21 protein-coding genes are annotated in these 24,338 nt (G+C 71.3%); 10 read left to right on the plus strand and 11 right to left on the minus strand.

Annotated features, from left to right (window positions below):
* Positions 1 to 166: 166 nt before the first annotated feature.
* The 9 genes from AAC691_RS20715 to AAC691_RS20755 all read left to right on the plus strand — a co-directional run bounded on the left by AAC691_RS20715 (position 167) and on the right by AAC691_RS20755 (position 10,011).
* Positions 167 to 1,651: a leucyl aminopeptidase gene (locus tag AAC691_RS20715; RefSeq protein WP_342628301.1), complete on the plus strand. Its 1,485-nt coding sequence runs from the start codon at positions 167 to 169 to the stop codon at positions 1,649 to 1,651.
* A gap of 19 nt (positions 1,652 to 1,670) precedes the next feature.
* On the plus strand, positions 1,671 to 2,117 hold the full coding sequence (locus AAC691_RS20720; protein ID WP_342628302.1) for a DNA polymerase III subunit chi: 447 nt from the start codon (positions 1,671 to 1,673) through the stop codon (positions 2,115 to 2,117).
* A gap of 48 nt (positions 2,118 to 2,165) precedes the next feature.
* Complete coding sequence (locus tag AAC691_RS20725) at positions 2,166 to 3,020, plus strand: aldo/keto reductase (RefSeq protein ID WP_342628303.1); 855 nt, start codon at positions 2,166 to 2,168, stop codon at positions 3,018 to 3,020.
* Between the two features lie 151 nt (positions 3,021 to 3,171).
* Positions 3,172 to 5,022 carry a hypothetical protein gene (locus AAC691_RS20730; RefSeq protein WP_342628304.1) on the plus strand — a complete coding sequence of 617 codons (1,851 nt, stop codon included), beginning with the start codon at positions 3,172 to 3,174 and terminating at the stop codon, positions 5,020 to 5,022.
* A gap of 24 nt (positions 5,023 to 5,046) precedes the next feature.
* Positions 5,047 to 6,033, plus strand: coding sequence for a hypothetical protein (locus tag AAC691_RS20735; protein WP_342628305.1), 987 nt, complete (start codon positions 5,047 to 5,049; stop codon positions 6,031 to 6,033).
* Positions 6,033 to 6,590 carry a hypothetical protein gene (locus tag AAC691_RS20740; protein ID WP_342628306.1) on the plus strand — a complete coding sequence of 186 codons (558 nt, stop codon included), beginning with the start codon at positions 6,033 to 6,035 and terminating at the stop codon, positions 6,588 to 6,590. Before AAC691_RS20735 ends, AAC691_RS20740 begins: the two co-directional genes overlap by 1 nt.
* A gap of 52 nt (positions 6,591 to 6,642) precedes the next feature.
* Positions 6,643 to 7,965, plus strand: coding sequence for a hypothetical protein (locus tag AAC691_RS20745; protein WP_342628307.1), 1,323 nt, complete (start codon positions 6,643 to 6,645; stop codon positions 7,963 to 7,965).
* The gene (locus tag AAC691_RS20750; protein WP_342628308.1) at positions 7,962 to 9,494 is read left to right on the plus strand and encodes a Ni Fe-hydrogenase III large subunit-like protein; all 1,533 of its coding nucleotides are present in this window, start codon (positions 7,962 to 7,964) and stop codon (positions 9,492 to 9,494) included. Before AAC691_RS20745 ends, AAC691_RS20750 begins: the two co-directional genes overlap by 4 nt.
* Positions 9,495 to 9,525: 31 nt before the next feature.
* Entirely contained in the window at positions 9,526 to 10,011 is a 486-nt protein-coding gene (locus tag AAC691_RS20755) for an NADH-quinone oxidoreductase subunit B (protein WP_323990481.1), read from the plus strand.
* 90 nt (positions 10,012 to 10,101) lie between these two features.
* On the opposite strand, the gene AAC691_RS20760 is transcribed toward AAC691_RS20755, so the two are convergent.
* From AAC691_RS20760 to AAC691_RS20770, 3 genes are all read right to left on the minus strand, one after another.
* Positions 10,102 to 10,947, minus strand: a complete 846-nt coding sequence (locus AAC691_RS20760; protein WP_342630291.1) for a phosphatidylcholine/phosphatidylserine synthase — start codon at positions 10,945 to 10,947, stop codon at positions 10,102 to 10,104.
* Between the two features lie 116 nt (positions 10,948 to 11,063).
* Entirely contained in the window at positions 11,064 to 11,783 is a 720-nt protein-coding gene (locus AAC691_RS20765; RefSeq protein ID WP_342628309.1) for a phosphatidylserine decarboxylase, read from the minus strand.
* 95 nt (positions 11,784 to 11,878) lie between these two features.
* A complete protein-coding gene (locus tag AAC691_RS20770; protein WP_342630292.1) occupies positions 11,879 to 12,649 on the minus strand; it encodes a methyltransferase domain-containing protein in 771 nt (256 codons plus the stop codon).
* A 68-nt stretch (positions 12,650 to 12,717) separates the two neighbouring features.
* Here AAC691_RS20770 and gloB point away from each other — a divergent pair, with 68 nt between their 5' ends.
* Positions 12,718 to 13,446, plus strand: a complete 729-nt coding sequence (gene gloB / locus AAC691_RS20775; RefSeq protein WP_176641663.1) for a hydroxyacylglutathione hydrolase — start codon at positions 12,718 to 12,720, stop codon at positions 13,444 to 13,446.
* A gap of 9 nt (positions 13,447 to 13,455) precedes the next feature.
* On the opposite strand, the gene AAC691_RS20780 is transcribed toward gloB, so the two are convergent.
* The 8 genes from AAC691_RS20780 to AAC691_RS20815 all read right to left on the minus strand — a co-directional run bounded on the left by AAC691_RS20780 (position 13,456) and on the right by AAC691_RS20815 (position 24,260).
* Complete coding sequence (locus AAC691_RS20780) at positions 13,456 to 14,118, minus strand: phosphoribosyltransferase (RefSeq protein ID WP_342628310.1); 663 nt, start codon at positions 14,116 to 14,118, stop codon at positions 13,456 to 13,458.
* Complete coding sequence (locus tag AAC691_RS20785) at positions 14,115 to 15,383, minus strand: amidohydrolase (protein ID WP_342628311.1); 1,269 nt, start codon at positions 15,381 to 15,383, stop codon at positions 14,115 to 14,117. The genes AAC691_RS20780 and AAC691_RS20785 overlap by 4 nt, the downstream gene beginning before the upstream one ends.
* The gene (locus tag AAC691_RS20790) at positions 15,380 to 17,164 is read right to left on the minus strand and encodes an adenine deaminase C-terminal domain-containing protein (RefSeq protein WP_342630293.1); all 1,785 of its coding nucleotides are present in this window, start codon (positions 17,162 to 17,164) and stop codon (positions 15,380 to 15,382) included. Before AAC691_RS20790 ends, AAC691_RS20785 begins: the two co-directional genes overlap by 4 nt.
* A 62-nt stretch (positions 17,165 to 17,226) precedes the next feature.
* The gene (locus tag AAC691_RS20795) at positions 17,227 to 18,306 is read right to left on the minus strand and encodes a nucleoside hydrolase (protein WP_342628312.1); all 1,080 of its coding nucleotides are present in this window, start codon (positions 18,304 to 18,306) and stop codon (positions 17,227 to 17,229) included.
* 10 nt (positions 18,307 to 18,316) lie between these two features.
* Positions 18,317 to 19,711 carry an NCS2 family permease gene (locus AAC691_RS20800; protein WP_342628313.1) on the minus strand — a complete coding sequence of 465 codons (1,395 nt, stop codon included), beginning with the start codon at positions 19,709 to 19,711 and terminating at the stop codon, positions 18,317 to 18,319.
* Complete coding sequence (locus AAC691_RS20805; RefSeq protein WP_342628314.1) at positions 19,711 to 20,142, minus strand: hypothetical protein; 432 nt, start codon at positions 20,140 to 20,142, stop codon at positions 19,711 to 19,713. The genes AAC691_RS20800 and AAC691_RS20805 overlap by 1 nt, the downstream gene beginning before the upstream one ends.
* Before the next feature lie 10 nt (positions 20,143 to 20,152).
* Positions 20,153 to 21,667: a glycosyltransferase family 39 protein gene (locus AAC691_RS20810; protein ID WP_342628315.1), complete on the minus strand. Its 1,515-nt coding sequence runs from the start codon at positions 21,665 to 21,667 to the stop codon at positions 20,153 to 20,155.
* A 217-nt stretch (positions 21,668 to 21,884) separates the two neighbouring features.
* Positions 21,885 to 24,260 carry a TonB-dependent receptor domain-containing protein gene (locus AAC691_RS20815; protein WP_342628316.1) on the minus strand — a complete coding sequence of 792 codons (2,376 nt, stop codon included), beginning with the start codon at positions 24,258 to 24,260 and terminating at the stop codon, positions 21,885 to 21,887.
* Between the last annotated feature and the right edge of the window lie 78 nt (positions 24,261 to 24,338).

A 24,338-nucleotide genomic window follows, 5' to 3' on the forward strand; every position in this document is an offset into this window, starting at 1 on the left:
TCTCGATACGTCTTCTCTCGATGTGTCTTCCGGAGCATCCTCTCTTCCGGCCCCTTTTCGGGGCACGCCGCCGCCGCCCCGCCGACGCGGCTTTGGACAGCGGCGCGCGCTTGCGTCATTCTGGCGTCAAATCCGGGGAACACCCGCACGTCCAGGAGCCTGACCCATGCTGCAGACCGCTTTCTCCTCCGCCGCCCTTCCGGCCGGCGGCGTCCTGGCCCTCCTGGCGGCCGAGGACGCGCCCCGCCCGGCCTCCTTCGCCGCCGCCGACGATGCGACCGGCGGCGCGCTGACCCGCGCCGTCCAGGCCGCGTCCTTCACCTTCGCCGGCGGCCGCACCTGCATGGTGCTCGCCCCCGGCGGCGGGTTCGACCGCATCCTGCTGGTCGGACTGGGCAAGCTCGCCGAATGCGGCGTCCGCGCGGTCGAAACCGCCGCCGGCGCGGCCGTGACCGCCCTGGGCAAGCTGGCCGATGCGGCCGCGATCGCCGCCGACGGCGTGCCGGCCGCGCTGCAGGCCCATGTCGCCGCCGGCGCCGCGCTGGCCGCCTACCGCTTCGACCGCTACCACACCCGCCAGGCCGAGGATGCGGCCTGGCGCCTCGCCGGCGTAACCGTGCTGACCCCCGACGCCGACCGGGCCGCCGCCGCATGGCGGGACCTGTCGGCGGTCGTGCGCGGCGTCTGCCTGGCGCGCGACCTGGTCGGCGAACCGGCCAACCTGCTGCGCCCGCCCGCCTTCGTCGAGCGGATCGAGGCCCTGCGCGAGCTGGGGGTCGAGATCGAGATCCTCGACCGCGCCGCGATGGCCGAACTCGGCTTCGGCGCCCTGCTCGGCGTCGCCCAGGGCAGCGACGCGCCGCCCTTCACCGTCATCATGCGCTGGAACGGCGCCCCCGCCGGTACGGGGGCCGCGCGCACCGCGCCCTTGGCCTTCGTCGGCAAGGGTGTGACCTTCGATTCCGGCGGCATCTCGATCAAGCCCGCCGCGGGGATGGAGGAAATGAAGACCGACATGGCCGGCGCCGCCGCCGTGGTCGGGCTGATGGCCGCCCTGGCGGGGCGCAAGGCGCCGGTCGACGTCGTCGGCGCCGTCGGACTGGTCGAGAACATGCTGTCCGGCAACGCCCAGCGCCCCGGCGACGTGGTGCGCACCTGCTCCGGCCAGACGGTCGAGGTCATCAATACCGACGCCGAGGGCCGCCTCGTGCTGGCCGACGTGCTGTGGTACGTCCAGGATCGCTTCAAGCCCCGCCTGATGGTCGACCTCGCCACCCTGACCGGCGCGATCGTCGTCAGCCTCGGGCACGAACGCGCGGGCCTGTTCTCGAACGACGACGACCTGGCCCGGCAGCTCTTCGCGGCGGGCGAGGAAACGGGCGAGAAACTGTGGCGCATGCCCATCTCCGAACCCTATCGGGACGAGCTGCGCTCCGAGGTCGCGGATTTCAAGAATGTCGGCGGCCGCCCCGCCGGATCGATCACCGCCGCCAAGTTCCTCGAACATTTCGTCAATAACGTGCCCTGGGCGCATCTGGACATCGCCGGCACCGCCTGGGCCAAGAAGGCGGCGCCCTGCACCCCCAAGGGGGCGACCGGCTTCGGCGTCCGCCTGCTCGACCGCTTCGTCCGCGACCATCATCCGGACTGACGGAAAAGGGGGGCGTCCGATGGCGGAAATCGGCTTCTACCACCTCACGCGCACGACGCCCGAACAGGCGCTGCCCGCCCTGCTGGGCCGCACGCTCGAGTCCGGCCGCCGCGCCGTGCTGCGCTGCCGCGACGCGGCGCGCGTCCGCGCGCTGGACGACGCCCTGTGGCAATCCGCCGACCCGGTCTGGCTGCCGCATGGCAGCGCCGCCATGGGCCATGGCGCATTGCAGCCGATCTGGCTGACCGACGGGCAGGACGTGCCCAACGGCGCGACCTACCTGTTCCTGGTCGACGATCTCGATTGCCCCGACGCCGCCGCGTTCGAACGCGTCTTCGACCTGTTCGACGGCGGCAACCCCGACGCCGTGGCCGCCGCCCGCCTCCGCTGGACCACGGCGCGGGCAGGGGGGCACACCCTGGTCTATTGGCAGCAGCAGGCGAAAGGATGGTCCCGCAAGGGCTGACCGGACCACCCACCCGACCCGCGCACCGCAGCAGAAGGACGATCCGCCATGATGGGCTCCGTCACCTTCCCCGATGGGACCACGATACCCGCCCTGGGCATGGGCACCTGGACCCTGGGCGATCGCGCCGACCGCCGCGCGCGGGAAATCGCCGCCCTGCGCGCCGGCCTCGACCAGGGGCTGAAACTGATCGATACGGCCGAGATGTACGGCAACGGCCGTTCCGAAACCCTGGTGGGCGAGGCCATCGCCGGCCGCCGCGACGATGTCTGCCTCGTCACCAAGGTGCTGCCCTCCAACGCCTCGCGCCGCGCCATGCCCGCCAGTTGCCGCGCCTCGCTGCGCCGCCTCGGCACCGACCGGATCGACCTCTATCTGCTGCACTGGCAGGGCGGCATCCCGCTCGACGAGACGGTCGAGGCGTTCGAGCGGCTGAAGCAGGACGGGCTGATCGGCGCCTGGGGCGTGTCGAATTTCGACGACGACGACATGGCGGCCCTCTCCCGCCTCGCGCCGGCCGGCGCCTGCGCCGCCAACCAGATCCTCTACAGCCTCGATTATCGCGGCGTGGAATTCGACCTGCTGCCGGCCGACAGGCGGCGCGGCGTCGTCACCATGGCCTATTCGCCGCTGGGGCAGGGCGGGGAATTGCTGCGCGCCCCCGTGCTGGCGCGCATCGCCGCCCGCCACGAAACCGCCATGGGACCGGCCACGCCCGCCCAGGTGGCGCTGGCCTGGGTGCTGCGCCGGCCCAATGTCGTGGCCATCCCCAAGGCCGGCAGCGTCGCCCACCAGCGCGAAAACGCCGCCGCCGCCGACATCGCGCTGTCGGACGACGACCTGGCGACGATCGACCGCTCCTTCCCCCCGCCGACCCGCAAGATCCCGCTCGCGATGATCTGACGGCCCGGCCGGCCCACATGTGCACCCACATGTACGACGGAGCGACGATTTGGGGAGCGACGATTTGGGCAGCGACGATTTGGCGGGACGATCGATTTCAGGGCACCGCGATTGCGGTATCGTGATTTGATGGTACGACGATTCGGCCGCCTTGCCGGCGGCCGGTGATTCAGGGACTGGTCGCATCCTTCCGCTCGTTCTTCTGTCCGCCCTCGCCGGGCTGCTGCTCGCCGGCCTCGCCGCCGACGCACCCGGCGCCCGCCCCGCCCCTGCCGTGCTGCTGCGCGCGGGATGGGCCGCCGTGCTGCTGCCCGCGCTGCTCATGTCCTGCCTGCCGTCCCTGGCCGCCCCATCGCGCATGCTGCCGGCCGTCCTGGCCCTGCCGCATGTCGATGCGCTGTCCCTGCCGTTCCTGCTCGTGCTCGCCGCCATCGGCCTGGCCACCGCGGCGCCCGGCACGAAACCCGACACCGCCCTGGCCTGCGCCGGGCTGACGGTGGCGACCGGCCAGCCGCTGCTCTGCTGCCTCGGCGCCGCGTCCCTGGCCGCGCTGCTGCGCCCCGCGCCGAAGGCCGCCCCCTGCATCCTCGCCATCGCCCTGGCCGCCGCGCTCCTGCCTTCCGCCTGGCGCGACGCGGCGCTTCCCCTGCCGGTCCTGGTTGCCGCCGCCGGCCTGATGGGCCTGTCGCTCCTGCCCTTCGGCGGGGCCCGCCACACGGAGCCGGCCACCCCGCGCGACCTCGCCGGGCTCGTCGCGGGCGCCTGTTTCGCGGTGCGCATGCTGGCCGACTGGCCATCCACGCCGCTTGCCACGCCGCTCGCCGCGCCGCCCGCCGCATTCGGGGGCGCCCTGACCGCCGCCGCGGGGCTGCTGTTCGCCCTGGCGGGCGGCCTGCGCGCGCTCGCGGCCCCCGATGCGGCGCGCGCGCTCGGCGGCATGCTGGCCGCCTGGGGCGGGCTGGCCCTGGCCCTGGCCGGGCTGGCGGCGGTGGGCCGCGCGGACGATCTGCCGCTGCTGGCGCTGGGGGCGTTCCGCGCCCTGGCGCTGCTGCTGGGCGGCGTCGGCATGGCGCTGCTGGCCGCCATCCTGCTGCTGCGCGACATCGGCCAGGCCGCCGGCACGCTGGCCCTGGATCGCGCTGGCGGGCTGGCCGGGCTGATGCCGCGCGCGGCCGGCCTGCTCGCCCTGTCGCTGGCCGGCGCCTGCGCGTTGCCGCCGCTGGCCGGCTTCGCCGCCTTCTGGCTGCTGCTGCATGCCGTGCTGGCCCTGCCGCGCGCCGGGGTGCTGGCGGGGGAAATCCCGCCGCTGCTGGCGCTGTGCGGCGCGGGCGCGGCGTCCGGCCTGCTGCTGCTCGCGGCACTCCGCCTCGGGACGGGCCTGCTGCTCGGCCGGCCGCGCACCCCGCGCGTCGCCGGCGCGGCCGACCCGCCGTCGGCCCGGCTGCATGTCCCGCTGGCCTGTCTCGGCGTCGCGGGGGCAATCGGGCTGCTGCCCGGCGCCTGGCTGTGGCTGACCCGCGCCGCCGGCTGGCAGGCCGCCGGATTGTCGGGCGCGGCGATTCCGGTCGGCGCGCAACCCGGACTGTTCGCCCTGGCCGCGCCGGGCGGCGGCGGCGCTTTCAATCCGGCCGGGCTGGCCCTGCTGCTGGCCGCCGCTGCCGGGCTGGTCCGCCTGTTGGCGCACCGCGCCGGCGCGGCGCCGTCCCGCCCCGCGCCCGCCTGGGCCGAGGGCGCCCCGCCGGCCCCGCCCTGGATGCCGTTCGGCGACCCGGCCACCCAGGCCGGTCCGGCTTTGTTCGCCGGCCGGCTGGACGGCGTGCTGGGCGGCGCGCGGGCCACTCGGGCTGCGGCCTGGCGCGCGGCCCGCGCGGCGCGGCGCACGGGCCGGACCGGGCGGCTTCTCGCCGACCGCCTGTCCGATCTCGCGGCGCGCCACGCCATGAAGCTGGTCCTGCTCTGGTTCGCGCTCGCGGCCCTGCTGCATCTCTGGACCCGCCCATGATCACCCATTCATGATCACCCATTCATGATCGCCTATTCCGGATGGATCGGGGGGCCGCTGGGCGGCCTGTTGCTGGCGCTGCACCTGGCGCTCATGCTGGCCCTGGCGCCGCTCCTGCGCGGCGCGATCGACGCCGGCGCCGCCCGGCTCGGCGGGGCGGCGCCCCCGCCGGTGCTGCTGCGCTGGTGCCTGATCCTGGCGCAGGCCAGGCGGCAGGGGCTGCGCGCGGCGATTGGATGCGCCACGGGCGGGGCCGACCTGCCGCCGGGCCTGGCGCTCGCCGCCGCCCTGGCTGCCTGCGCGCTGGTGCCGTCCTTCGCGCTCGGCCTGCCGTCCGCCGGCCTGTCGGACCTGCTGGCGCTGGTCACGCTGCTGGGCGCCGCGCGGCTGGCCGCCCTGCTGCCCGGCCTGGCCGCGGGCGTGGCGGCTTCCGGCCGGCAGGCGGTCGGCGGCATCGTCGCCCTGGCCCTGGCGCAAACCGTCTTTCCCCTGCTGCTCGCCGTCGCCATGCTGGCCACCGGCAGCACCACCCTCGACGCCATGCTCACCCGCCTGCACGACCCCGAGCTGGCCGGATCGCGCACGCCGCTGGTCCTGGCGGCCCTGTCCCTGCTGCTCGCCGGCTCCGACGCGCCGGCCCCCGGCAGCCCGCCCTTCGGGCTATCGCCCAACCCGGCCCCCGACCCGCCGGCCGACGCCGGCGGGCGCGACCGCGCGGCCCTGGACCTGGCATCGGACCTGTCGCTGCTGGCCTGGCTCACCCTGGCGGGCGACCTGGCCTGGCCCGCCGCGCTCGCCCTGCCCGGCGAGGTCCTGGGGGGCGTCCCGGCGGCCCTGCCGGGCGCCATCCTCGCCTGGCTCGCCCGCACCGCGCTGCTGGCGGGCGCGCTCGTCGCGGCGCGGGCGCTGGTCCTGGCGCCGGATCGGGCCGCGCGGGCGCGGCTGCTGCTCGCCCTGCTGCTCGCCCTGCTCGCGGTCGTGGTGCTCTTCGCCGGGCGGGATTTCGGCTGATGCTCCCGCTCCTGCTCGGCGCCCTGATCGTCCTTTCCGTCCTCCTGTCCGGGATGCGCGGCGCCGCCCTGCTGTGGCATGGCGGCGTCACGGCGTCGGCCCTGCTCGCCGCCGCGTGGCAGGCGCCCCGGCCGGTGCTGCCCTGCCTCGCCGCGCTGTGCGTGGCGGCGTCCATCCTGCCGCTCTCCTGGGGCCTGGCGCGGCTCGAGGACGATCCCCCCCGCCCGGGCGAGCGCACGCTCTGCCTCGCCGGCGGACTCGCCTGCGCCGTCCTGGCCGTGGTCGCGGTGCCGCGCGGCCTGCTCGACGCCGCCGGCCGGCCGGCCCTGGTCGCGGCGCTGGCCGCCATCCTGTGCGGCGTGCTGGCGGCCGCCCTGCGCCGCTCGGTGGTCGGGCAATGCGCCGGCCTGGCCGCCGCCCTGGACGGGCTGACGCTGCTGGCCGGCCTGTCCGGCCGGGGCGCGCTGCTGCTGGGGGTGGCGGCCCTGCAGGCGGCGCTGATGCTGGTCGCCTTCGTCTGCCTGCGGCGCATCGCCTGGGCCAGGGGGACGGAATGAGGGGGCGGAATGAGGGGAGCGGAATGAGGGGCGCAGGAATGAGGCACCCGGAATGAACGCCGCGCTTTCGGCCTCGCCGGTGCTGCTGCCGCTGGCCCTGTGCTGGCCCTTCCTGTCGATGGGCGCGCTGGCGGCCTGTTCGCCCGCCTCGGCGCGGCCCGCCGCGATCGGCCTGTCCGCCATCGGCCTGTTGCTCGCCGTCCTCGCGGCCGGCGCCGGCGCCGCGTGGCCCGCCACCCCGTTCGCGGCGCCCCCCGGCCTGCTGCGCCTCCTGCCGCCCCTGCCGCTGCTGGCGCTGTTCCTGTCCACCCTGCTGCCGCCCGCCGCCACCCCGCGCCGCGACGCCCACAACCAGGCCGCCCGCAACCAGGCCGCCCTGACCCAGGGACTGGCCGGCGGATCGGCCCTGGCCGCCACCTGCGCCGATCCGCTGTCCGGCGCGGTGGCGGTCGGCGGGGTCGCCATGCTGGCGGCGCTGGCCATCGCCACCACGCGCGGCGCGGCGCGGCTGGGCTGGGACATGTTCCGGCTCAGCCTGTCGGGCATCCTGCTCGCGGTGCCGGGCGCCGTGCTGCTGGCCGCGGCGCCCGGCAGCGCCGGACGGCTGGACGGGCTGGGCGGCGTGCTGCTGGCAACGGGGCTGGGCGTCGTCGCCGGCCTGGGGCCCGCCACCCCGGTCATGCTCGCGGCCGAGGACGCCCCCGCCGCCATGGCGCTGGCCCCCGTCATGACCGCGATCCCCGTGCTGCGCCACCTCGCCGTCGCGCCGGATGGGCGCGGCACGATGCTGCTCGGCCTGGCCACGATCTGGCTGGCGGCGCTGCCCATGCGCCGCGCCACCGCCCGCCGGCGCGGCCGCCTGGCGCTGGGCGGCCTGATCGGGCTGGCCGCCATCGCCGCCGGCGCCACCGCCAATGCCGCCGCCACTGCCACCGCCACTGCCACCAGCAGAATCGCGGACGGGGCCGGCGCGGCGGGCCTGGCCGCTCTGCTGCTCTCCGCCGCCCTGCTGGCGCCGCTGGCCGACCGGCCGGCCGCCTCCGCCGGCCATACGGCCCCGGCCGGCTTTCCGGCCCGGGCCTTGCGCGGCGCGCTGGCGTTCCATCCACCCTTCCTGCCGTTCGGCGGATTGCTGCTGACCCTGGCGGCCCTGACCGACGCCGCCCCCCTGCTGCTCGCCCCCCTGGTCCTCGGCCTGCTCGCCGGCCGCGCGCCGCCCCCCTCCGCCGCTACGCCCGCCGACATTCCGGCCGGCCCCCCGCCCGGCTCCCCGCCCGACCCCCCACTCGGCGCAGCCGGTCCCCTGGCCGTCGTCCTGCTGCTGGCCGCCATGACGGCGCTGATCGCCTGGTTTCTGCCCAGGACCTTGCAATGACCGCCCCCGCTCCGCCGTCCGCCGTCGCCCTGATCCGCGCCGGCGAGCCCGAGGCCGGCGCCTGGCGCTTCCGGCTCACGGAGGATGAATGGCGCGACCTGGCGCTCGCCCTGCGGCATGATCCGCTGCCCTTCGTCGGGCTGTGGGCCGACGGGCAGGACGTCCACGCCCTGTTCCTCGAAGCCGGCGAATGGCCGCTGGTGGCCAGCATCGCACCCAGCCAGGGGCGCTATCTCGCCCTGTCCCCCGTCCGTCCGGCCGCCGCGCTGCCCGAACGCTGCGTGCAGGATCTGTGGGGTTTCGCCGCGATGGAGGCCCGCGATACCGGCCCCTGGCTCGATCACGGGCTCTGGACGGCGACCTGGCCGCTCAGCGCGCGCCCCGGCCCCGTCTCCTGGCCACCCGAGCCGCCGGACTTCGCCGCGACCCGCGTCCCGTCCGGCCGGACGGTCCTCGGCGCCGGCCCGGCCGACGGCGCGCATCACGCCCCCGCCCATCTCCGGCTGGCCCTCGGATCGGGACCGGCCGCCTCCAGCCGGATCGGCGCCGCGGAATGGCGCCTGGGCTACGCCCATCGCGGCGTCGCCGCCCGGATGCGGGGGCTGGACGGCCCGGCCGCCTGCCGCCTCGCGGGGCGGGTCGCAGCCGGCGCGTCGGTCGCGCATCAATCCGCCTTCTGCCGCGCGCTGGAGGTCGCGACCCGGACCGAAATCGGTCCCGACACCCATGACGGCCGCGTCATGCTGGCCGAACTCGAACGGATCGCCACCGCCCTGCACGACGTGGCCAGGACCGTCCACGCCGCCGGGGGCGCGGCGCCGGCGGCGGAATGCGAACGCCTGCGCGAAACCCTGCTGGACCTGTATGGCCGCCTGTTCGGCCACCGGCTGCTGATGGACCTGGTCCACCCCCAGGGGATCGGGCCCGAGGACGCGGCCACCCTCGCCGCCGTTGCCCGCCGGACCGCCGAACAGGTCGAATCCGGCCTGCCGGCCATCCGCCGCGCCCTGTCCTGGCCCGGGCTCGCCGCCCGCATGCAGGGGCGCGGCGTCATGACCGAACAGGCCGCCCGCGCGCTGGGCATCGGCGGCCCCGCCGGCCGCGCCTCGGGACGCGAGGACGACCTGCGCCGCCTGGCCCACCTGGTACCCGGCTATCGCCGCGACTGGCTGGATAGCGGCGTCCGCCGGGCCGGCGACGTCGCGGCGCGGGTCGATCTGCGCCTGGCCGAAATCGCCGGCAGCGCGCGCATCCTGCACGCCGCCGCGCGGGATTTCTCTCCCGGCGCGCAGCCCCCCGGCACGCCGCAGCGCCATGACGGCGAGGGCGTGGGCTGCGCCGAGGGCCCGCGCGGCGCGGTCTGGTACTGGCTCCGCGTCGCCGGCGGCACCATCCTGCACGCCGCCATCCGCGATCCGGCCCTGGCCCAGGTCGCGGCGCTCGACCACGTCCTGCCCGGCGCCGATCCCGACGACGCGGCGATGATCGTCCGCTCATTCGGCCTGTCCGCCGCCGGGGCGGACCAGTAAGTGGACCAGTAAGTTAAAGAAAGGAGCGACCATGGCCCTGATGCGCGCGATCCTGGCCGCCCTGGCCGGCGGCCATGCCGCCCGGCGCCCCGACCTGCCTCGACTGGCGGCGCCGCGCGGGCGCCCGCTCGCACTGTTCCATGTCGAAACCGGCGGCTGCGAGGGCTGCGCGCTCGAAATCGCCGCGCTCGACAGCGCCGCCTACGCCCTGGCGCCGACCGGCATCCGCTTCGTCGCCACGCCGCGCTTGGCCGACATCCTGCTGGTGACTGGCCCGCTGACCCGCGCCATGGCCCCGGTGCTCGAATCCGCCTGGCACGCCATGCCCGATCCCCGCGCCCTGGTCGCGGTCGGCGCCTGCGCGATCGACGGCGGACCGTTCGCGGAAAATTACGCGGTGCTCGGCGGGCTGCAGGACCGCACGACGATCGACCTCGCCATTCCGGGCTGCCCGCCATCCCCCGCCGCCATCATGGCCGGCCTGGCCGCCATCCTCACCCCCGCCGTACCACGCTAGCCGTTATTTTATCGAGGACCAGAATGACACTAATCTATTGATTTTATTATTTTATTCCGAAATTCGCCTGCGAATTTCGGAATAAAAACACTAGGCCGTCCCGCCCGCCTCCGGCGCATCATCCTCGGCCTGCAGGTCCTGCGCCTCTTTCTTCAGCTTGTGAAAGCTGCGTCGGCTCAGCGGCAGCAGCGCCACATAGATCACCCCCGCGGCGGCCAGCGCCCCCCACGGATCGGCCACCAGGATGGCCGCATAGGCCCCGGTGCCCAGCATCAGCGGCAGCACATAGGCCGACGGCACCTTGAAATTCTTGAACGACCAGACCGGAATGGTCGACACCAGCAGAAACGCGGTGCCGCTCAGCGTCAGCGCCGGCAGCAGCGGCAGCCGCGTCATGGCATAGACCCCGTCCCAGCCCAGCTTGCGCGCCTCCAGCCCCAGGAACAGCGGAAACATCGCCAGCCCCGCCCCGGCCGGCGCCGGCACGCCGGTGAAGAAATTGCTGGCATATTTGGGCTTGTCGGTATCGTCCAGGCTGGCATTGAACCGCGCCAGGCGCAGCGCCATGCACACGGTGAACATGATGCAGGGCAGATAGCCATAGCGCCCCGCATCCCGCAGCGCCCACAGATACAGCACGAATCCCGGCGCGACGCCGAAGCACAGGAAGTCCGACAGGCTGTCGAATTCGGCGCCGAACCGGCTGGTGCCGCGCAGCAGCCGCGCGATGCGCCCATCCAGCCCGTCGATGCAGGCCGCAATCAGCAGCGCCACCGCCGCGTCGCCGAACCGGTCATCCAGGGCGAAGCGCATCCCCGTCAGCCCGGCGCACAGGCCCAGCATCGTCATGATGTTGGGGATCAGCCGGTTGAAGGACGGCCCGCGCACCCGCGGCCGGCGGCGCCGCACCAGCCGCCGCCGCCTGCGCCCGCGCATCGCCGAAGCCCCGGCAGACGGAGCCGCCGCAGCCGGCCCCGTCGCGTTCGGCCCCGCCGCGTTCGGCGGCGTCGCATCGGGCCCGGCGCCGCGCGGGTCGGACACGTCCATATCGGTCAGAGACGCGCCATGACGGTCTCGCCGCCCACCATCGTCTGCCCCGCCGCGACCAGCGGCTCGACGCCGGGCGGCAGGTACAGGTCGGTGCGCGAGCCGAAGCGGATCAGCCCGAACCGCTCCCCGGCCTCATAGGCCATGCCTTCCTCGGCCTCGCACAGGATGCGCCGGGCGATCAGCCCCGCGATCTGCACCACCGCCAGGTTCCGCCCGTCCGGCAGGGTCAGGCGCAGCGCGTTGCGCTCGTTCAGCTCCGACGCCTTGTCCAGGCTGGCATTCAGGAACTGGCCGGGGTGATAGGCCACGCGGGTCACCGTCCCGGCCGCCGGCATGCGGTTGATATGCACGTCCAGCACCGACAGAAAGGTTGCGATCCGCCATACCGGGGCATCGCCCATCTCCAGCGATTCGGGCGGGCTGACCTTCTCCACCGACACCACGCGCCCGTCGGCGGGGGCCAGGGCCAGGTGCGCGTCGGCGGGCGGCACCCGCTCGGGATCGCGGAAGAAATACAGGCAGAAGCCGAAGAACAGCCCGGCCGCCGTGCCCAGCCACTTCGCCGGCCGCCACGGCAGGGCCCGGCCGGCCAGCGCGGCCGCGCCGGATGCCAGAAGGAAGGGACGGGCCGCCCGATGCGGCGGCGCCAGGACGAGTTTCATGGATTGGATCAGGGACATGGGCCGAAGTTCATGAAGCGTTCGGGTCGGACGGTCAAGCACCGGCCCCGGCGACACCGCCGCGCGGGACGATCCGGCGGAACCGAGTGTGCCACGGATCGCGTCCGCGGTCAGCCGGGATCGTCATGCGGCCGGCCTCAGCCGGGTTCATAGATCCGCCGCGGCACGCGGATCAGTGCCGGGGCCGGCGCCGCAGGCATGCCGGCATACACGTCCTTGACCGCCTCGATCACGAACACGCCCCCCAGCGCGGGCAGCAGCGCATGGCCCGCCGCCTCGGCCAGGTTTCCCAGCGCCCGGTGCGCGGCCCCCATCGGCGGCAGGTACAGCGCCCCGTCATGCCGCTCGGCCCGCAGAAAGGCCCGCGACAGGCGGCGCGCGATCTGGCGCGGCGAAAAGGGCGCGCCCTGGCCGAACGGCGTGTCGTCCGCATGCGCCCACCACCCCGCGCGGTTCGGCACCACCAGCAGCAGCCGCCCGTCATCCTTCAGGATCTTCCATGCGGACCGCAGCAGCTCGTCCGGCCGCTCGGCGGTCTCCAGCGCATGGACCATCAGCACCCGGTCGAAATGCAGCTCGGGGAAGGGCAGCCGATCCTCGGCCACCATGCAGTCATGCACGCCGATCGGCGCGATGGTCGCCGCATCGCGCGTCACCGCCGTATCCAGCCGCGCCGACAGGCACATGACCGCCCCCGGGGCCGCTCCCGAGGCCGCCCCCGGCCGCGCCCAAAGCGGCAGATAGGGCAGCGTATAGCCCAGCCCCAGGATCCGCTCGCCCGCCCGGGGCGCGGACCCGGGCCCCGTACTCGGCCAGAATGTCCGCAGCCGCTGCCGCAGCAGCCGCGCGGTGTTCTCGCCCGGCCGGCTGGCATAGAATTTCGCGGCGGTGCGGATGTCGTCTTGCATCACGCCCGATTAACACAAATTGTGGAAACATGCCGCGCCAGGCCGCGCGCCCTCAGACGGAGACGACCATGGGACTTTCGATCCGCCCGATCCCGATCCTGACCGACAATTACGCCTGGTTCCTGCGTGACGAGGAAAGCGGCGCCACCGCCCTGGTCGACCCGGCCGAGGAAGCCCCCCTGGTCGCCGCGATCGAGGCCGAAGGCGGCCGGCTCGACCAGATTTTCCTGACGCATCATCATGCCGATCACGTGGTGGCGACCGACGCGCTGCGCAAGCGCTTCGGCGCGATCGTCACCGGGGCCGCGGCCGACGCCTACCGCCTGCCGATGCTCGACTACGCCGTGTCCGACGGCGACACGGTCGCCCTGGGCGACATGATCGGCACGGTGATGGAAACTCCCGGCCACACGCGCGGCCATATCGCCTATTATTTCGCCGCCGCGCCGGCCCTGTTCTGCGGCGACACGCTGTTCAGCCTGGGCTGCGGCCGCCTGTTCGAAGGCTCGGCCGAGGAAATGTTCCACGCGCTGCACCGCATCGCCGCCCTGCCGGACAGCACCCTGGTCTGCTGCGGGCACGAATATACCCTGGCCAATACCCGCTTCGCCCTGGCGGTCGACCCCGACAACGCGGCCCTGCACGCCCGCGTCGCCGAAATCAACACCCTGCGGGCCGAGGCCCGCCCCACCGTGCCCGTCCGGCTGGGGCTGGAAAAACAGACCAACCCCTTCCTGCGCGCCCCCGACGTCGCCACCTTCGCCCGCCTCCGCCGCGAAAAGGACGTGTTCCGGTAAATTATCGAATCACGGGGACTCGGCCGCGACCACCCACCCGTTTCCCGCCCTGGCGAACAGCGGGGTCTCGAACACGGCCTGAACCGGCAGGCGGACCTGCTCCGCCCAGCGCTGGGTCTGCGCCATGGCGCACGATACCGCCACCGGCACCACGCCGATCCGTGCCAGCAGCGCCAGCGCGGCGGCGATCGACCGCCCGGTGCTGACGGCGTCGTCCACCACCAGCACCCGCCGCCCCTCCAGCAGGCCGCGCAGATTGGGGTCCAGATACAGGCGCTTCCCCGCATCCGGACTGGTGATCGACGCGATGGGCTCCGACAGCCCCGCGTCGTACCAGAATTTCCGCGACGTCCCCAGCGGCACGAACCGCGCATGGCCGCAGGCCCGGGCAACGGCCGGCGCCAGCCCCAGCCCCAGGGTCGGCAGCCCCACCACGATGTCCGGCGCCAGCGCGCGGGCGCGCGCGCCCATCGCATCCGTGATCGCATCCAGCACGGCAAAGGCGGCATGATTGGCCAGGAAGGACGCCACCGCATGCACGCCGTCCGGCAACGGCCGGATCGGCAGATCCAGCAGCCGCGCGCCCACGCAGACGGTATAGCGGTCGCGAAACACCGGCCCGGCCGCGCGCTCCGTCGCGAAATCCTGCCAGAAGGACTGCGTGCCGCTCATCCCGCCTCCACCAGCGCGGCGAACAGCCGCACCGCGGGCTCCAGCACCGCCTCGTCGAAATCGAACGCCCCGTCGTGATGGCCGGCCGCCAGGTCCGCGCCGATCAGGCAATATCCCGCCCGTCCGCCCCGTGCCTGCACCCGCCGCATCATGAAGGTCGCGTCGTCGCCCCCGCCGATCGGCCATTCCGCGACGATCCGCCCGATGCCGGCCTGTGCCGCCGCCGCGGCGACCCGCGTCCGCACCGCCGGGTCGGACACCGCGCTGACCGAATGCCCGCGCGCGATCACCTCCACCGTGGCGCCCTGCATCATCGCCGCGCCCCGGATCACATGCCCGGCCCGCTCGGCCAGCCCCTCCAGGATCGCCTCGGTCTCGGCGCGGTATTCGATCTCCATGCGGGCCGTATCGCCCACCACGTTGCGCGCCCGCCCGGCTTCCAGCCGCCCGACATTCACATGGGTCACGCCGCTGCCATGGCGGGGCATGGCATGCAGGCCCAGCGCCGCCGCCGCCGCCGCCAGCAGGGCATTGCGGCCCGCCTCCGGCGCCATCGCGGCATGGGCCGGCCGGCCATGGAACAGCACGTCCTGCCTCACCGACCACAGAAACCCGTTCGCCGCCGTCGCCACCTGCCCGCTGGGCAGCAGGCAGCCCAGATGCCCGGCCAGGAACAGGTCCACATCATCCAGCACGCCGGCCTCGACCATCGGCAGCGCGCCGCGCCCCCCTTCCTCGGCGGGCTGGAAGATCAGCCGCAGCGTGCCGCGCCAGGCCGCCTCCGGCGCGGCCAGACGCTCGGCCACCGCCAGCCCGATCGCCACATGCCCGTCATGCCCGCAGGCATGCATCATCCCCGGCCGGGCCGAGGCAAAGCCCAGCCGGGCAGGGGTGTGGGCGGCATCCGTCGCCTCCTGCACCGGCAGCGCATCCATGTCGAAGCGCAGCGCCGTCACCGGCCCGTCGCCCCGCCGCAGCTCGGCCACCACGGCCGTCTGGCCGCCCGGCATCCGCGCCATCCAGCGCCCATCGCCCCCCGCCGCGATCGCCGCTTCCCGCGCCAGGGCGATCTCGCGGTCCGACGGCGGGGCCAGCATCGCCTCGGCCCGCATCACCTCGGGGCCGATCCGCAGCGCATAGCCCAGCGCGTCCAGCCGCCCGGCCACCAGCGATGCCGTGCGATATTCCAGGAAACCGGTTTCCGGATGGCGGTGCAGCGCCCGCCGCATCCCGACCACCTCGCGCGGAAAGTCGGCCCCGCTCATCCGGCCTGCACGACGCTGTCGGTGACGATCGCTCCGGTCATGCCGTCGGTAATGCCCAGGTCGGTGACGTGCGGCCCGGCGTTGCAGGCCAGGCTGGCGCCGATCACCAGCTTGATCATCACCGGCACGCCGTCCCAGGTCGAAACCGACGCGGCGGCCTCGCGCACCGCCACGAAACGCCGCGCCACCTCATCCGCCGGCTCGGTCGACAACAGCCCGCAGACCGGCAGCCGCAGCGCGGCCAGCACCTCCCCGCCGCGCGTCACCGCCATTCCGCCGCCGCTGGCGATCAGCGTGTTGGCCGCCAGCGCCATGTCGTCGGGGTCGCGGCCGAACACCGCCAGGTTGTGACTGTCATGCAGCACGGTCGTGGCGATCGCGCCGCTCCATTCGCCCCAGCCCTCGATGACGCCGATCCCGGGCATGTCCGTCCCATCACGATGCCCGGGCGCGCCATAGCGATTGAACACCGCCATCAGCGCCGCATCGCGCGGCAGCACCACCCGCCCATCCCGCACCGCCACCTCGCGCGTACCCCATTGGGTAAAGCGCGGCCTGGATACGGTCTGGATCGTCACCCGCTCGCCCCGCGCCGGAATGGCGAAACAGGACGCCGCGACCGGCGCCAGCCGCATGGTGCCCCCCGGCGGGGGCGGCGTCGCGGTGCCGGGCGCCTCCAGCATCGCCCCGTCCTGCGCCACGTGCCGGCCCGACACGATGACGCTGCCCACGGCAAAATCGCGCAGGTCGCGAAATACCACCAGGTCGGCCCGCCGGCCCGCCGCCACCAGCCCCAGGTCGCGCCGCCCCAGCCGCTGCGCGGCATTCAGCGTGGCGCAGCGCAGCGCCTCGACCGGGTCCATGCCGTACTGCACCAGCCGGCGCAGCAGATGCACGATCCCGCCCTGCGCCACCAGGTCGTCGGGAAAGATGTCGTCGGTGCATAGGGTCACGGTCTGCGGCACCCGGCCGATCTCCCGGAACGCCGCGACCGCCTCGGGCAGCACCGGCTCGTGCGACACGCGCAGTTCCAGCGTCATCCCCGCCCGCAGCTTCGACAGGATGTCCTGTCGGTCCGTCAGCTCATGGTCCGATTCGATTCCCCCCGCCGCGAAGGCCTGCAGCGCCGGCCCCTCCAGCCCGCGCGCATGGCCGCAGACCAGCTTGCCGCTCTCCAGCCCCGCCTGGACGATCCCGCTCATGCGCGGCGCGCGCTCCAGCACGCCGCGCATGTCCATCACTTCCGCCACGCCGATGATGTCCGGCCAGGACAGCATCTCGCGCATCGCCCCGGCGTCGAAATCGGCGCCCGACCGCTCCAGCCCCGGCGCCGACGGCACGCAGGACGGCGCCTCGACCAGGATCCGCAGCGCCAGCCCCCGCGCCGCCTCCACCGCCCAGCGCACGCCCTCCAGCCCGGACACGTTGCCCACCTCGTGCGGGTCCCAGCAGATCGTCGTCGTCCCCTGCGGCACCACCACGCCGGCATAGGCGCGCGGCGTGATCATGGAGCTTTCGATATGCAGGTGCGTGTCGATCAGCCCCGGCGCCACCACCGCGCCGTCCAGCGCGATGCGCCGCGCCGCGTCCTGCCGCGCGCCGCGCGGATGCACGCTGGCGATCAGCGGCCCCACCAGCCCGACATCCGCGTCGCGCAGTTCGCCGGTCGCCATGTCGGCCACCACGCCCCCGCACAGCAGCAGGTCGAACGGCGCCAGCCCGCGCGCGGCCCGCACCGCCCGGTCGCGCAGCGCGGGATCGTTCAAGTCGGTCTCGGGCAAGTCGGTCTCGGGCAAGTCGCCCTCGCGCGGATATGCGCCGGCGGCCGGGGTCGCATTCTGGTTCACGGCGCAATCCTCCCTGCGGCATCGGCGAAATCCGCAACGAAACGCGCCCGGTCGATGGCGGTGACGATCTCGACCGGCCGCTCGCCCATGTGCGGGCGCGTCTGTTCCGGCCAGACATGGGCATAGCCGCGATTGGGCCCGTGGGCCAGGTCGACATCCATATAGGCCGAGACCGAGCCTGTGACGATCGCGGGATCGACCGCGATCGCCGCCGCCAGTTCGTCCCACATCGGCTGGGGATGGTAATATTGCGTCAGATAGCGGCTCAGCCCGCCGGCATGCCGCGTCGCCCGCGCCAGGATCTCGGGCGTCATGCGCAGCGGGTTCGCCACCCCGCCCACCGAAACGATCTTCGGCCACGCCGCCGTCAGCGTGATGTCGGCGGCCTCGGGATCGAACATCAGGTTGAAATCGGTATAGTAATCGGCGCTGGCGGTCACCTGGCCCAGATTGCCGTCCACCAGCCCGCCCATGAAGACCAGTTGCCGGCACAGCCCGGCGAATTCCGGGTCCAGGCGGATCGCCAGCGCCAGGTTGGTCATCGGCCCGGCCGCCACGATGGTCACCTGGTGCGGATGGGCATGCACCTGGCGGATCAGGAACAGCGCCGCCGTCTCGCCGGCCGGCCGGCCGGCCGGGGCGCCCTCGCGCAGGGGCGGCACGGGCGGCTGGCTGTCGGGCGCATCGCCCCGCCACGCGCCCTTCCAAGGCATCACGCCGTTGGCCTTCTCCCAGGCCAGCAGGCGCGGGCGCGAATTGACCAGCGGCGCCGTCGCACCCGGCACCACCGGCACGCCCTGCACCCCGGCCAGTTCCAGCAGCCGCAGCAGATGCGCGACCTCGGCATTCTCCCACCCGTCGCCGACCGTCACGGTCAGGCCCAGCACCCGCACCCCCGGCGCGCCCAGCAGCGGAATGACCGACTGCATGTTCGTGCCGCCGGGCCCGGCGAAATCATTGTCCATGATCACCAGGGACGGCTCGGCCGCCCTGGCCGGCACCCTGGCGGACCCCATCGCCAGGCACGCCAGCAACAGGCCCCCCAGCACGCGAAATTCAGGAAACGGACCGCGCATGAACAGACTTTCAGTGATGAACCGGGGGATGAACCGGGGGATGAACCGGGGGGTGAACCGGGGAATGAAGATGGGCCGAAACGATAAAGAACAGCACGAAGACGGCGCTCAGCACCCACAGCACCGGCGACAGCGCCCGCCCGCGTCCCGCGACAATCGCCATGACGATATAGCTGAAGGTGCCCAGCGCCATGCCGTTGATCAGGTTGCTGGTCAGCAGCGCGATCATGAAGGTCAGGATCGCCGGCACGGTCTGGCCCGGATCGTCCAGGTCCAGCCGTCCGATGCCGTGAAACATCAGCATGCCGACCATCAGCAGCGCGGGCGCGGTCGCCTGCGGCGGCACGATCATGAAAAGCGGCCACAGGAACAGCGACAATGCAAATCCCGCCGCGATCGTCAGCGCCGTCAGGCCGGTACGCCCGCCCGCCTGCACCCCGGTGACCGATTCCGAATAGACCGTCACCACCGCCGTGCCCAGCAGCGGTCCCACGATGGTCCCCACCGCGTCGCTGGCAAAGGCTTCGGTCGCGCGCGGGATCGCCCCGCCGCGCTTCAGCATGCCCGCCGCGCTGACCACGCCCAGCAGGTTCGCCAGCGTGCCGAACAATTCCGTGCACAGAAAGAAGAACAGCATCGGCAGCAGATAGAAGACATGCCGCGCGACATAGCCGAAATCCAGCCGGAACGCGGTCGCCGCCGGCCAGACGGGCATGGCGAGCAGCCGCTCCGGCCAGCGCGTGATCGTGCCGCCATGCCCGTCGGGGATGAACAGCCCGGCCGCCGTCATCGCGACGATCGACAGGATCAGCGCGCCGGGAACGCGCCGCGCCACCAGCGCGGGCGTCAGGACAAAGCCCGCCACCGTCAGCAGCACGCCCGGATCGGCCAGCGATCCCATGGTGACGAAGGTCGTCTTGCTCGCCACCACGAATCCCGCATTGCGCATGCCGATGAACATGATCACCAGCCCCACGGCGATCTGGATGCCGACGCGCAGCGCATCGGGCAGCTCATGGGCGATCCGCTCGCGCCATTTCGTCAGGGTCAGCACCAGGAAAATGACCCCGGTCAGGCACACGACCGCCAGCGCCGCCGGCCAGGGCACCCCCATCTGCACCACCAGCACATAGGCGAAGATGACGTTCGACCCCATCGCCGGCGCCAGCCCCAGCGGCAGGTTGGCCAGCAGCCCCACCATCGCGCTCGCCACGATCGCCACCAGGCAGGTGGCGCTCAGCACGCTGGCCCGGTCCATCCCGGCGGCCGCCAGGATCATCGGATTCACCGCCACGCAATAGACCATGGCGGTAAAGGTGGTCAGCCCCGCCACCACCTCCCGCCCCGCCGTCGTGCCGGCGCGGCGCAGCCCGAAAAACCGGTCCAGCCGGCCGATCACCCGCATCAGAACCCCGTGCTCGCCGTGATCATGGCGGCAAATCCGCCCGCCACGTAATAGGTCGGTGTCCCCGTCGCCCCGATCATTGTGCCGTAAATCCCCCGCGTCGCGCGGGCCGACGGCGCAATCCCGGCCGGCCCCGACAGATATTTGTTGTCGCCCACATTCATCAGATTAAGCCGCAATTCCGGCCGCGCACGCCACAGCTTCGGTGCACGATAGCCGAAATTCATGTCGGCATCGACATATCCGGGCATCGCCTGGTCGTTCATGAAGGTCGAAAACTGCCGTCCGACATATTTGACCTGCGCCCCCGCGAAATAGATCTGATGATGCGCGTCGAACCGGCAGTGCCCGCCCGAGTGACCGCCGCATTGGTGCCGCTGCGGTACTGCGCGTCGTGCAGGTAATCGGGTAGGCCTCGCCTTGTGCGGCATCAGACGTTCCTCACCAATAATGTTTCAGTTTTAGCCATGATTCTGAAATGGGCTCGCGTAGATCGAGGCATTCGAGGATCGGCAAACCCTGATAGACAGGCAGCGCCCATATTGAATGGAATGTCCCCAGTGTGCGGGCCTCGCCACAAAGGCCATGACTTACCAAAGTTCCACCTACGTCGATCACGGTATGCGATGGTGCGCCCGGACCCCAAATCCAATAATTGTTATGCCCACTGATGACTCGTGACCTGTCGGAAGCAGGTTCGAAAACCTCAATCGCGGATGCCAGTCCGTAATCGCTGGCGAAGATAGGGATGTCCGCGGGAACTCCGGCAGCCGTTTTCGGCCGAAGTCGCATTACATCATATGCCAGCAATCGCCAACCATGCATGTCGGCGAAGTTTGCACCGATGGGCGCTGTGCGGCCGTATTCGGTAGGTCGGAAATGTAAACCGTGCGCCTTCAGCCAGTCACGATAAGCGAGCACAGAGCGTTCGGACAGGATGGGCATCGTGAGCGGCAGTAACGCGCAGCCCGTCATTACCAGGGCGGTCAGCATTGGCACACTGGTCAGGCGTCGCTCCGCGCCACATCTGCTCCAGGCTGCGCCGCCGGCTGCCAACATGCAAGGATCGATCGGGGCGAGATAATAAGCCTTGCCGTGCAGGACGATCATGACCAGTAGCAGAAGAAGATAGGTCACCCCAAGCCAGCGCCATCGATTGACGCAAAGCGACCAGACGAGCCCACAGATCAGAAAGATCGTTGCGATCAGGCTGGCTTGGGACGCCAGTTGAAAAACAAATTGGGTGGGCGAAAGAATAATGTTCTTGCGCTCGCGCCCATTTTTAAGAAGTTCAAGCATCGGCCAGTGGTGGAGTGCCTGCCAAACTGCGTTTGGCAACGTGATTGCCACGGCCAGAATGGCTCCGATAACGAACTGGAAGGATAGAAGGTCACGCCAGCGACCTGTTAGCAAGACGCCACCTGCGAGGCACAAGACAAGAAACAGCGCGCTGTCTTTTGTCTCCATGGCGAAACCAAGAGCAACCCCGGCCGGTATCCAGAAAGCGGCGCGGCCCTGCAGCGCTCGCGCTACAGCGAGCACGGCCAGGGTCCAAGCGGGCGTTCCAACAGCGTCTGGGCCCAACACCGTACCGAACGCAACAAGAACTGGCGCCAACGCTGTCGTTGTGCCCGTCAGGCAGACTCCCCAGAAACGTGCTCCCATGTCTCTCGCCAAGACCATCGTTGCCCATACAGTGATAGCTGCACAAGCAGCGGGTATAGCTCGCAACGTGAATAGCGAGGTGCCAAATGCTTGCGATCCTGCTGCCAGAAAAGGAACGACAAAGGGCTGGTCCACGTACCCATAATCGGGGTGGCGACCGCAGACGATAAAATACAATTCGTCACGAAAAAAACCATAATGCGGATTGCCGAATAAATGAACAAACGCCACCAAAAACGGAAACAATACTGTAAATCGTTCAAGTTCTGGCCGAAACACGGAGTTGCTCATTTCTGCCTCAATAGAGATGGGAGTCACGTGGCATCAGATTTCCAACCTCTCAGAGAATATATGACCAAAACCTCTCATTTCAAAAACAAATACCCAATAGTACGGTCAGCAGCTCATGGGGAAACGGGAAAAGTTGAAAGTGTCCGCAAACCTGTGTTTTCCCGACGGGTGGCGAGGCGCGTGCCGAAATGTGGCCCAAATGACCGATCCGCCCGCATCAGAACCCCGTGCTCGCCGTGATCATGGCGGCAAATCCGCCCGCCACGTAATAGGTCGGTGTCCCCGTCGCCCCGATCATCGTGCCGTAAATCCCCCGCGTCGCGCGGGCCGACGGCGCAATCCCGGCCGGCCCCGACAGATATTTGTTGTCGCCCACATTCATCAGATTAAGCCGCAATTCCGGCCGCGCACGCCACAGCTTCGGTGCACGATAGCCGAAATTCATGTCGGCATCGACATATCCGGGCATCGCCTGGTCGTTCATGAAGGTCGAAAACTGCCGTCCGACATATTTGACCTGCACCCCCGCGAAATAGGTCCCGTCATCGTAATCCAGCCCGACCGCCGCCTGCACGTTCGGGCTGCGCACCGCCTGCTTGCCCCGTGTCGGCAGGAAATCGGCGCCCACCTGGTAATTGCTGTCGATCCGCGCGTTCAGGTATTCGGCCGAGACATAGGGCCGGACATGGTGCCACGGCCGGGTTCCCAGTTCGACATCCACCCCGCGGGAGGTCTGGCCGCCCGCATTGATGTTCTGGGTGATCTGCGCGTTGTTGATGACGACCTGCGTCGCCACCTGCCGGTTCGTGAAATTATAGTTGAAGAACGTCACCGACCCGTTCAGCACATCGCCCTGGTAACGATAGCCGATTTCCTCCTCGATGGAATATTCGGTCTTCTGTCCGGGATTGGCCAGGGTCGTGATCGCCCCCGTGCTGGCGCTATAGGTGTTGTACAGCGCATTCAGCGTCGGCGTGCGGAAATTGGTGGCCACGCCGCCGAAGATCTGGTGATGCGCGTCGAACCGGTAGCGCCCGCCCAGGTTCGGCGTGGTGACCGCCGCATTGGTGCCGCTGCGGTACTGCGCGCCGGGCAGGTAATTGTACCCGGTGCGCGCCACCATGGTCTCCTTGATGCCCGCCTCCAGGTGCAGCCTGTCGCCCAGCGCCGCATAGCTGTCGCCGAAGAACAGCGAATTCACCTGGGTGACCGTCAGATTGTCATAGCTGGCCAGCCGCGTCCCGTCCGGCAGCGTCACGTTGCCCTGGAATCCCCAGACATTCGCCGGCCCGCCATTGGCGCCGATCATGCTGTATGGGTTGACCATGCGCTCGCGCGACCAGTCGTACCAATCGCCGAAGACCAGGCTGTGATGTCCGAAATCGACATGGATCTTCGACACCACGCCCGGCCGGTATACGTACGGCGTACCAAACGGCGTGTACATCAGCACCCGGTCGCCGATCACCCCGTTATTGTTCAGATCGATGGCATAGCGCCGCGTCCCGGCATAGACCGCTCTTTCCGACAGGACCGACGCCGAGGCGATGGTCCCGGAATTCCAGTAGAAATAGGGCGTGACGTCCAGGCCCACATGGTCGCTGATCACGATCTTCTGCGGCGCGCTCATGACGATGACGCGATAGGGGCTCTGATGCAGCTTCCAGTAACTGGTGCTGTTCGGCGCGTAATTCTCGGCGTAGTTCGCATCGCGCCCCAATTGCTGCCATTGCGCCAGCGTCGGCGACAGATAGGCCACCTTCATCGAATCGTCGAAGGTCAGGACCAGGCTGCTGCGGCTCCCCCCATCCCACTCCTTCAGCATCTTGAAATCGACATGCTGCTTGTGGTCGTCGCCCGCGCCGCGAAAATGCGGCTCCTCCAGGTGCGACCAGGAGACGAAGGCCCGCACGCCCGAATGGCCGATCAGGCCCGTATTCAGCCGGACGAACTCCCGGTGCGTATGGTACGAACCATATGACCCCGCGACCGTGCCGCCGAACGTCTCGGCCGGATCGATCAGGCTCATGGTCGTGATCCCGCCCGACGCCCCGATGACCGGCGAATCCAGGTTGGCCGACCCCTGCTGCATCGTCACCTGGTTCAGGTTCTCCGAATCCACCCATTCGGTCGGAAACGCCATGTAGGACCCGATATCGTTCAGCGGCGCGCCTTCCAGCGTAAAGCCGATCTGGTCGCTGTTCATGCCGCGTACGGTGATGTTGCCGCTGACCATGCCGTACGGATCGGCGCTGGCCACGTTCGCCCCCGGCATGCTCGCCATCAGCCGGAACACGTTCGGCGTCGGCGATTGCTTGGCGATGAAATCGCGCGTGACCTCGCTGCGATTGCGCACCCCGTTCTGCACCGTCATGCGGCCGCCGCCCACGCTCTGCCGCACCACGCTGATCTCCTCGGCCGCCTTTGCGCCGCTCCTGCCTTTCCCCGCGGCAGACGCGACGCGCGGCGGGGCGGACACGGCAGCACCCCGATGGGCGGCATCCTGGGTATCGCGGGTATCGGCATGTGCCAGACCGGGCATCGCGCCACTGGCCAGCGCGGTGGCGACAAGAAGCAGGCAGCGTTTCATCATCGGGTCCTGAAGGCAATCCTGGAGGGAAGGGCACGGTTATGGGCGCGACATTGACAGGGCGCGGGCTTTTGGCGTTCG

The organism is Nguyenibacter vanlangensis, assembly GCF_038719015.1.
Taxonomy (GTDB): Bacteria; Pseudomonadota; Alphaproteobacteria; order Acetobacterales; family Acetobacteraceae; genus Gluconacetobacter; species Gluconacetobacter vanlangensis.

Coding starts and splice junctions, on each gene's coding strand:
- AAC691_RS20720 (WP_342628302.1), top strand. CDS start 1,671: ATGGCGGAAATCGGCTTCTACCACCTCACGCGCACGACGCCCGAACAG.
- AAC691_RS20755 (WP_323990481.1), top strand. CDS start 9,526: ATGGCCCTGATGCGCGCGATCCTGGCCGCCCTGGCCGGCGGCCATGCC.
- AAC691_RS20760 (WP_342630291.1), bottom strand. CDS start 10,947: ATGCGCGGGCGCAGGCGGCGGCGGCTGGTGCGGCGCCGCCGGCCGCGG.
- AAC691_RS20750 (WP_342628308.1), top strand. CDS start 7,962: ATGACCGCCCCCGCTCCGCCGTCCGCCGTCGCCCTGATCCGCGCCGGC.
- AAC691_RS20815 (WP_342628316.1), bottom strand. CDS start 24,260: ATGATGAAACGCTGCCTGCTTCTTGTCGCCACCGCGCTGGCCAGTGGC.
- AAC691_RS20810 (WP_342628315.1), bottom strand. CDS start 21,667: ATGAGCAACTCCGTGTTTCGGCCAGAACTTGAACGATTTACAGTATTG.
- AAC691_RS20805 (WP_342628314.1), bottom strand. CDS start 20,142: ATGCCGCACAAGGCGAGGCCTACCCGATTACCTGCACGACGCGCAGTA.
- AAC691_RS20745 (WP_342628307.1), top strand. CDS start 6,643: ATGAACGCCGCGCTTTCGGCCTCGCCGGTGCTGCTGCCGCTGGCCCTG.
- AAC691_RS20800 (WP_342628313.1), bottom strand. CDS start 19,711: ATGCGGGTGATCGGCCGGCTGGACCGGTTTTTCGGGCTGCGCCGCGCC.
- AAC691_RS20715 (WP_342628301.1), top strand. CDS start 167: ATGCTGCAGACCGCTTTCTCCTCCGCCGCCCTTCCGGCCGGCGGCGTC.
- AAC691_RS20725 (WP_342628303.1), top strand. CDS start 2,166: ATGATGGGCTCCGTCACCTTCCCCGATGGGACCACGATACCCGCCCTG.
- AAC691_RS20780 (WP_342628310.1), bottom strand. CDS start 14,118: ATGAGCGGCACGCAGTCCTTCTGGCAGGATTTCGCGACGGAGCGCGCG.
- AAC691_RS20785 (WP_342628311.1), bottom strand. CDS start 15,383: ATGAGCGGGGCCGACTTTCCGCGCGAGGTGGTCGGGATGCGGCGGGCG.
- AAC691_RS20795 (WP_342628312.1), bottom strand. CDS start 18,306: ATGCGCGGTCCGTTTCCTGAATTTCGCGTGCTGGGGGGCCTGTTGCTG.
- gloB (WP_176641663.1), top strand. CDS start 12,718: ATGGGACTTTCGATCCGCCCGATCCCGATCCTGACCGACAATTACGCC.
- AAC691_RS20740 (WP_342628306.1), top strand. CDS start 6,033: ATGCTCCCGCTCCTGCTCGGCGCCCTGATCGTCCTTTCCGTCCTCCTG.
- AAC691_RS20735 (WP_342628305.1), top strand. CDS start 5,047: ATGATCGCCTATTCCGGATGGATCGGGGGGCCGCTGGGCGGCCTGTTG.
- AAC691_RS20770 (WP_342630292.1), bottom strand. CDS start 12,649: ATGCAAGACGACATCCGCACCGCCGCGAAATTCTATGCCAGCCGGCCG.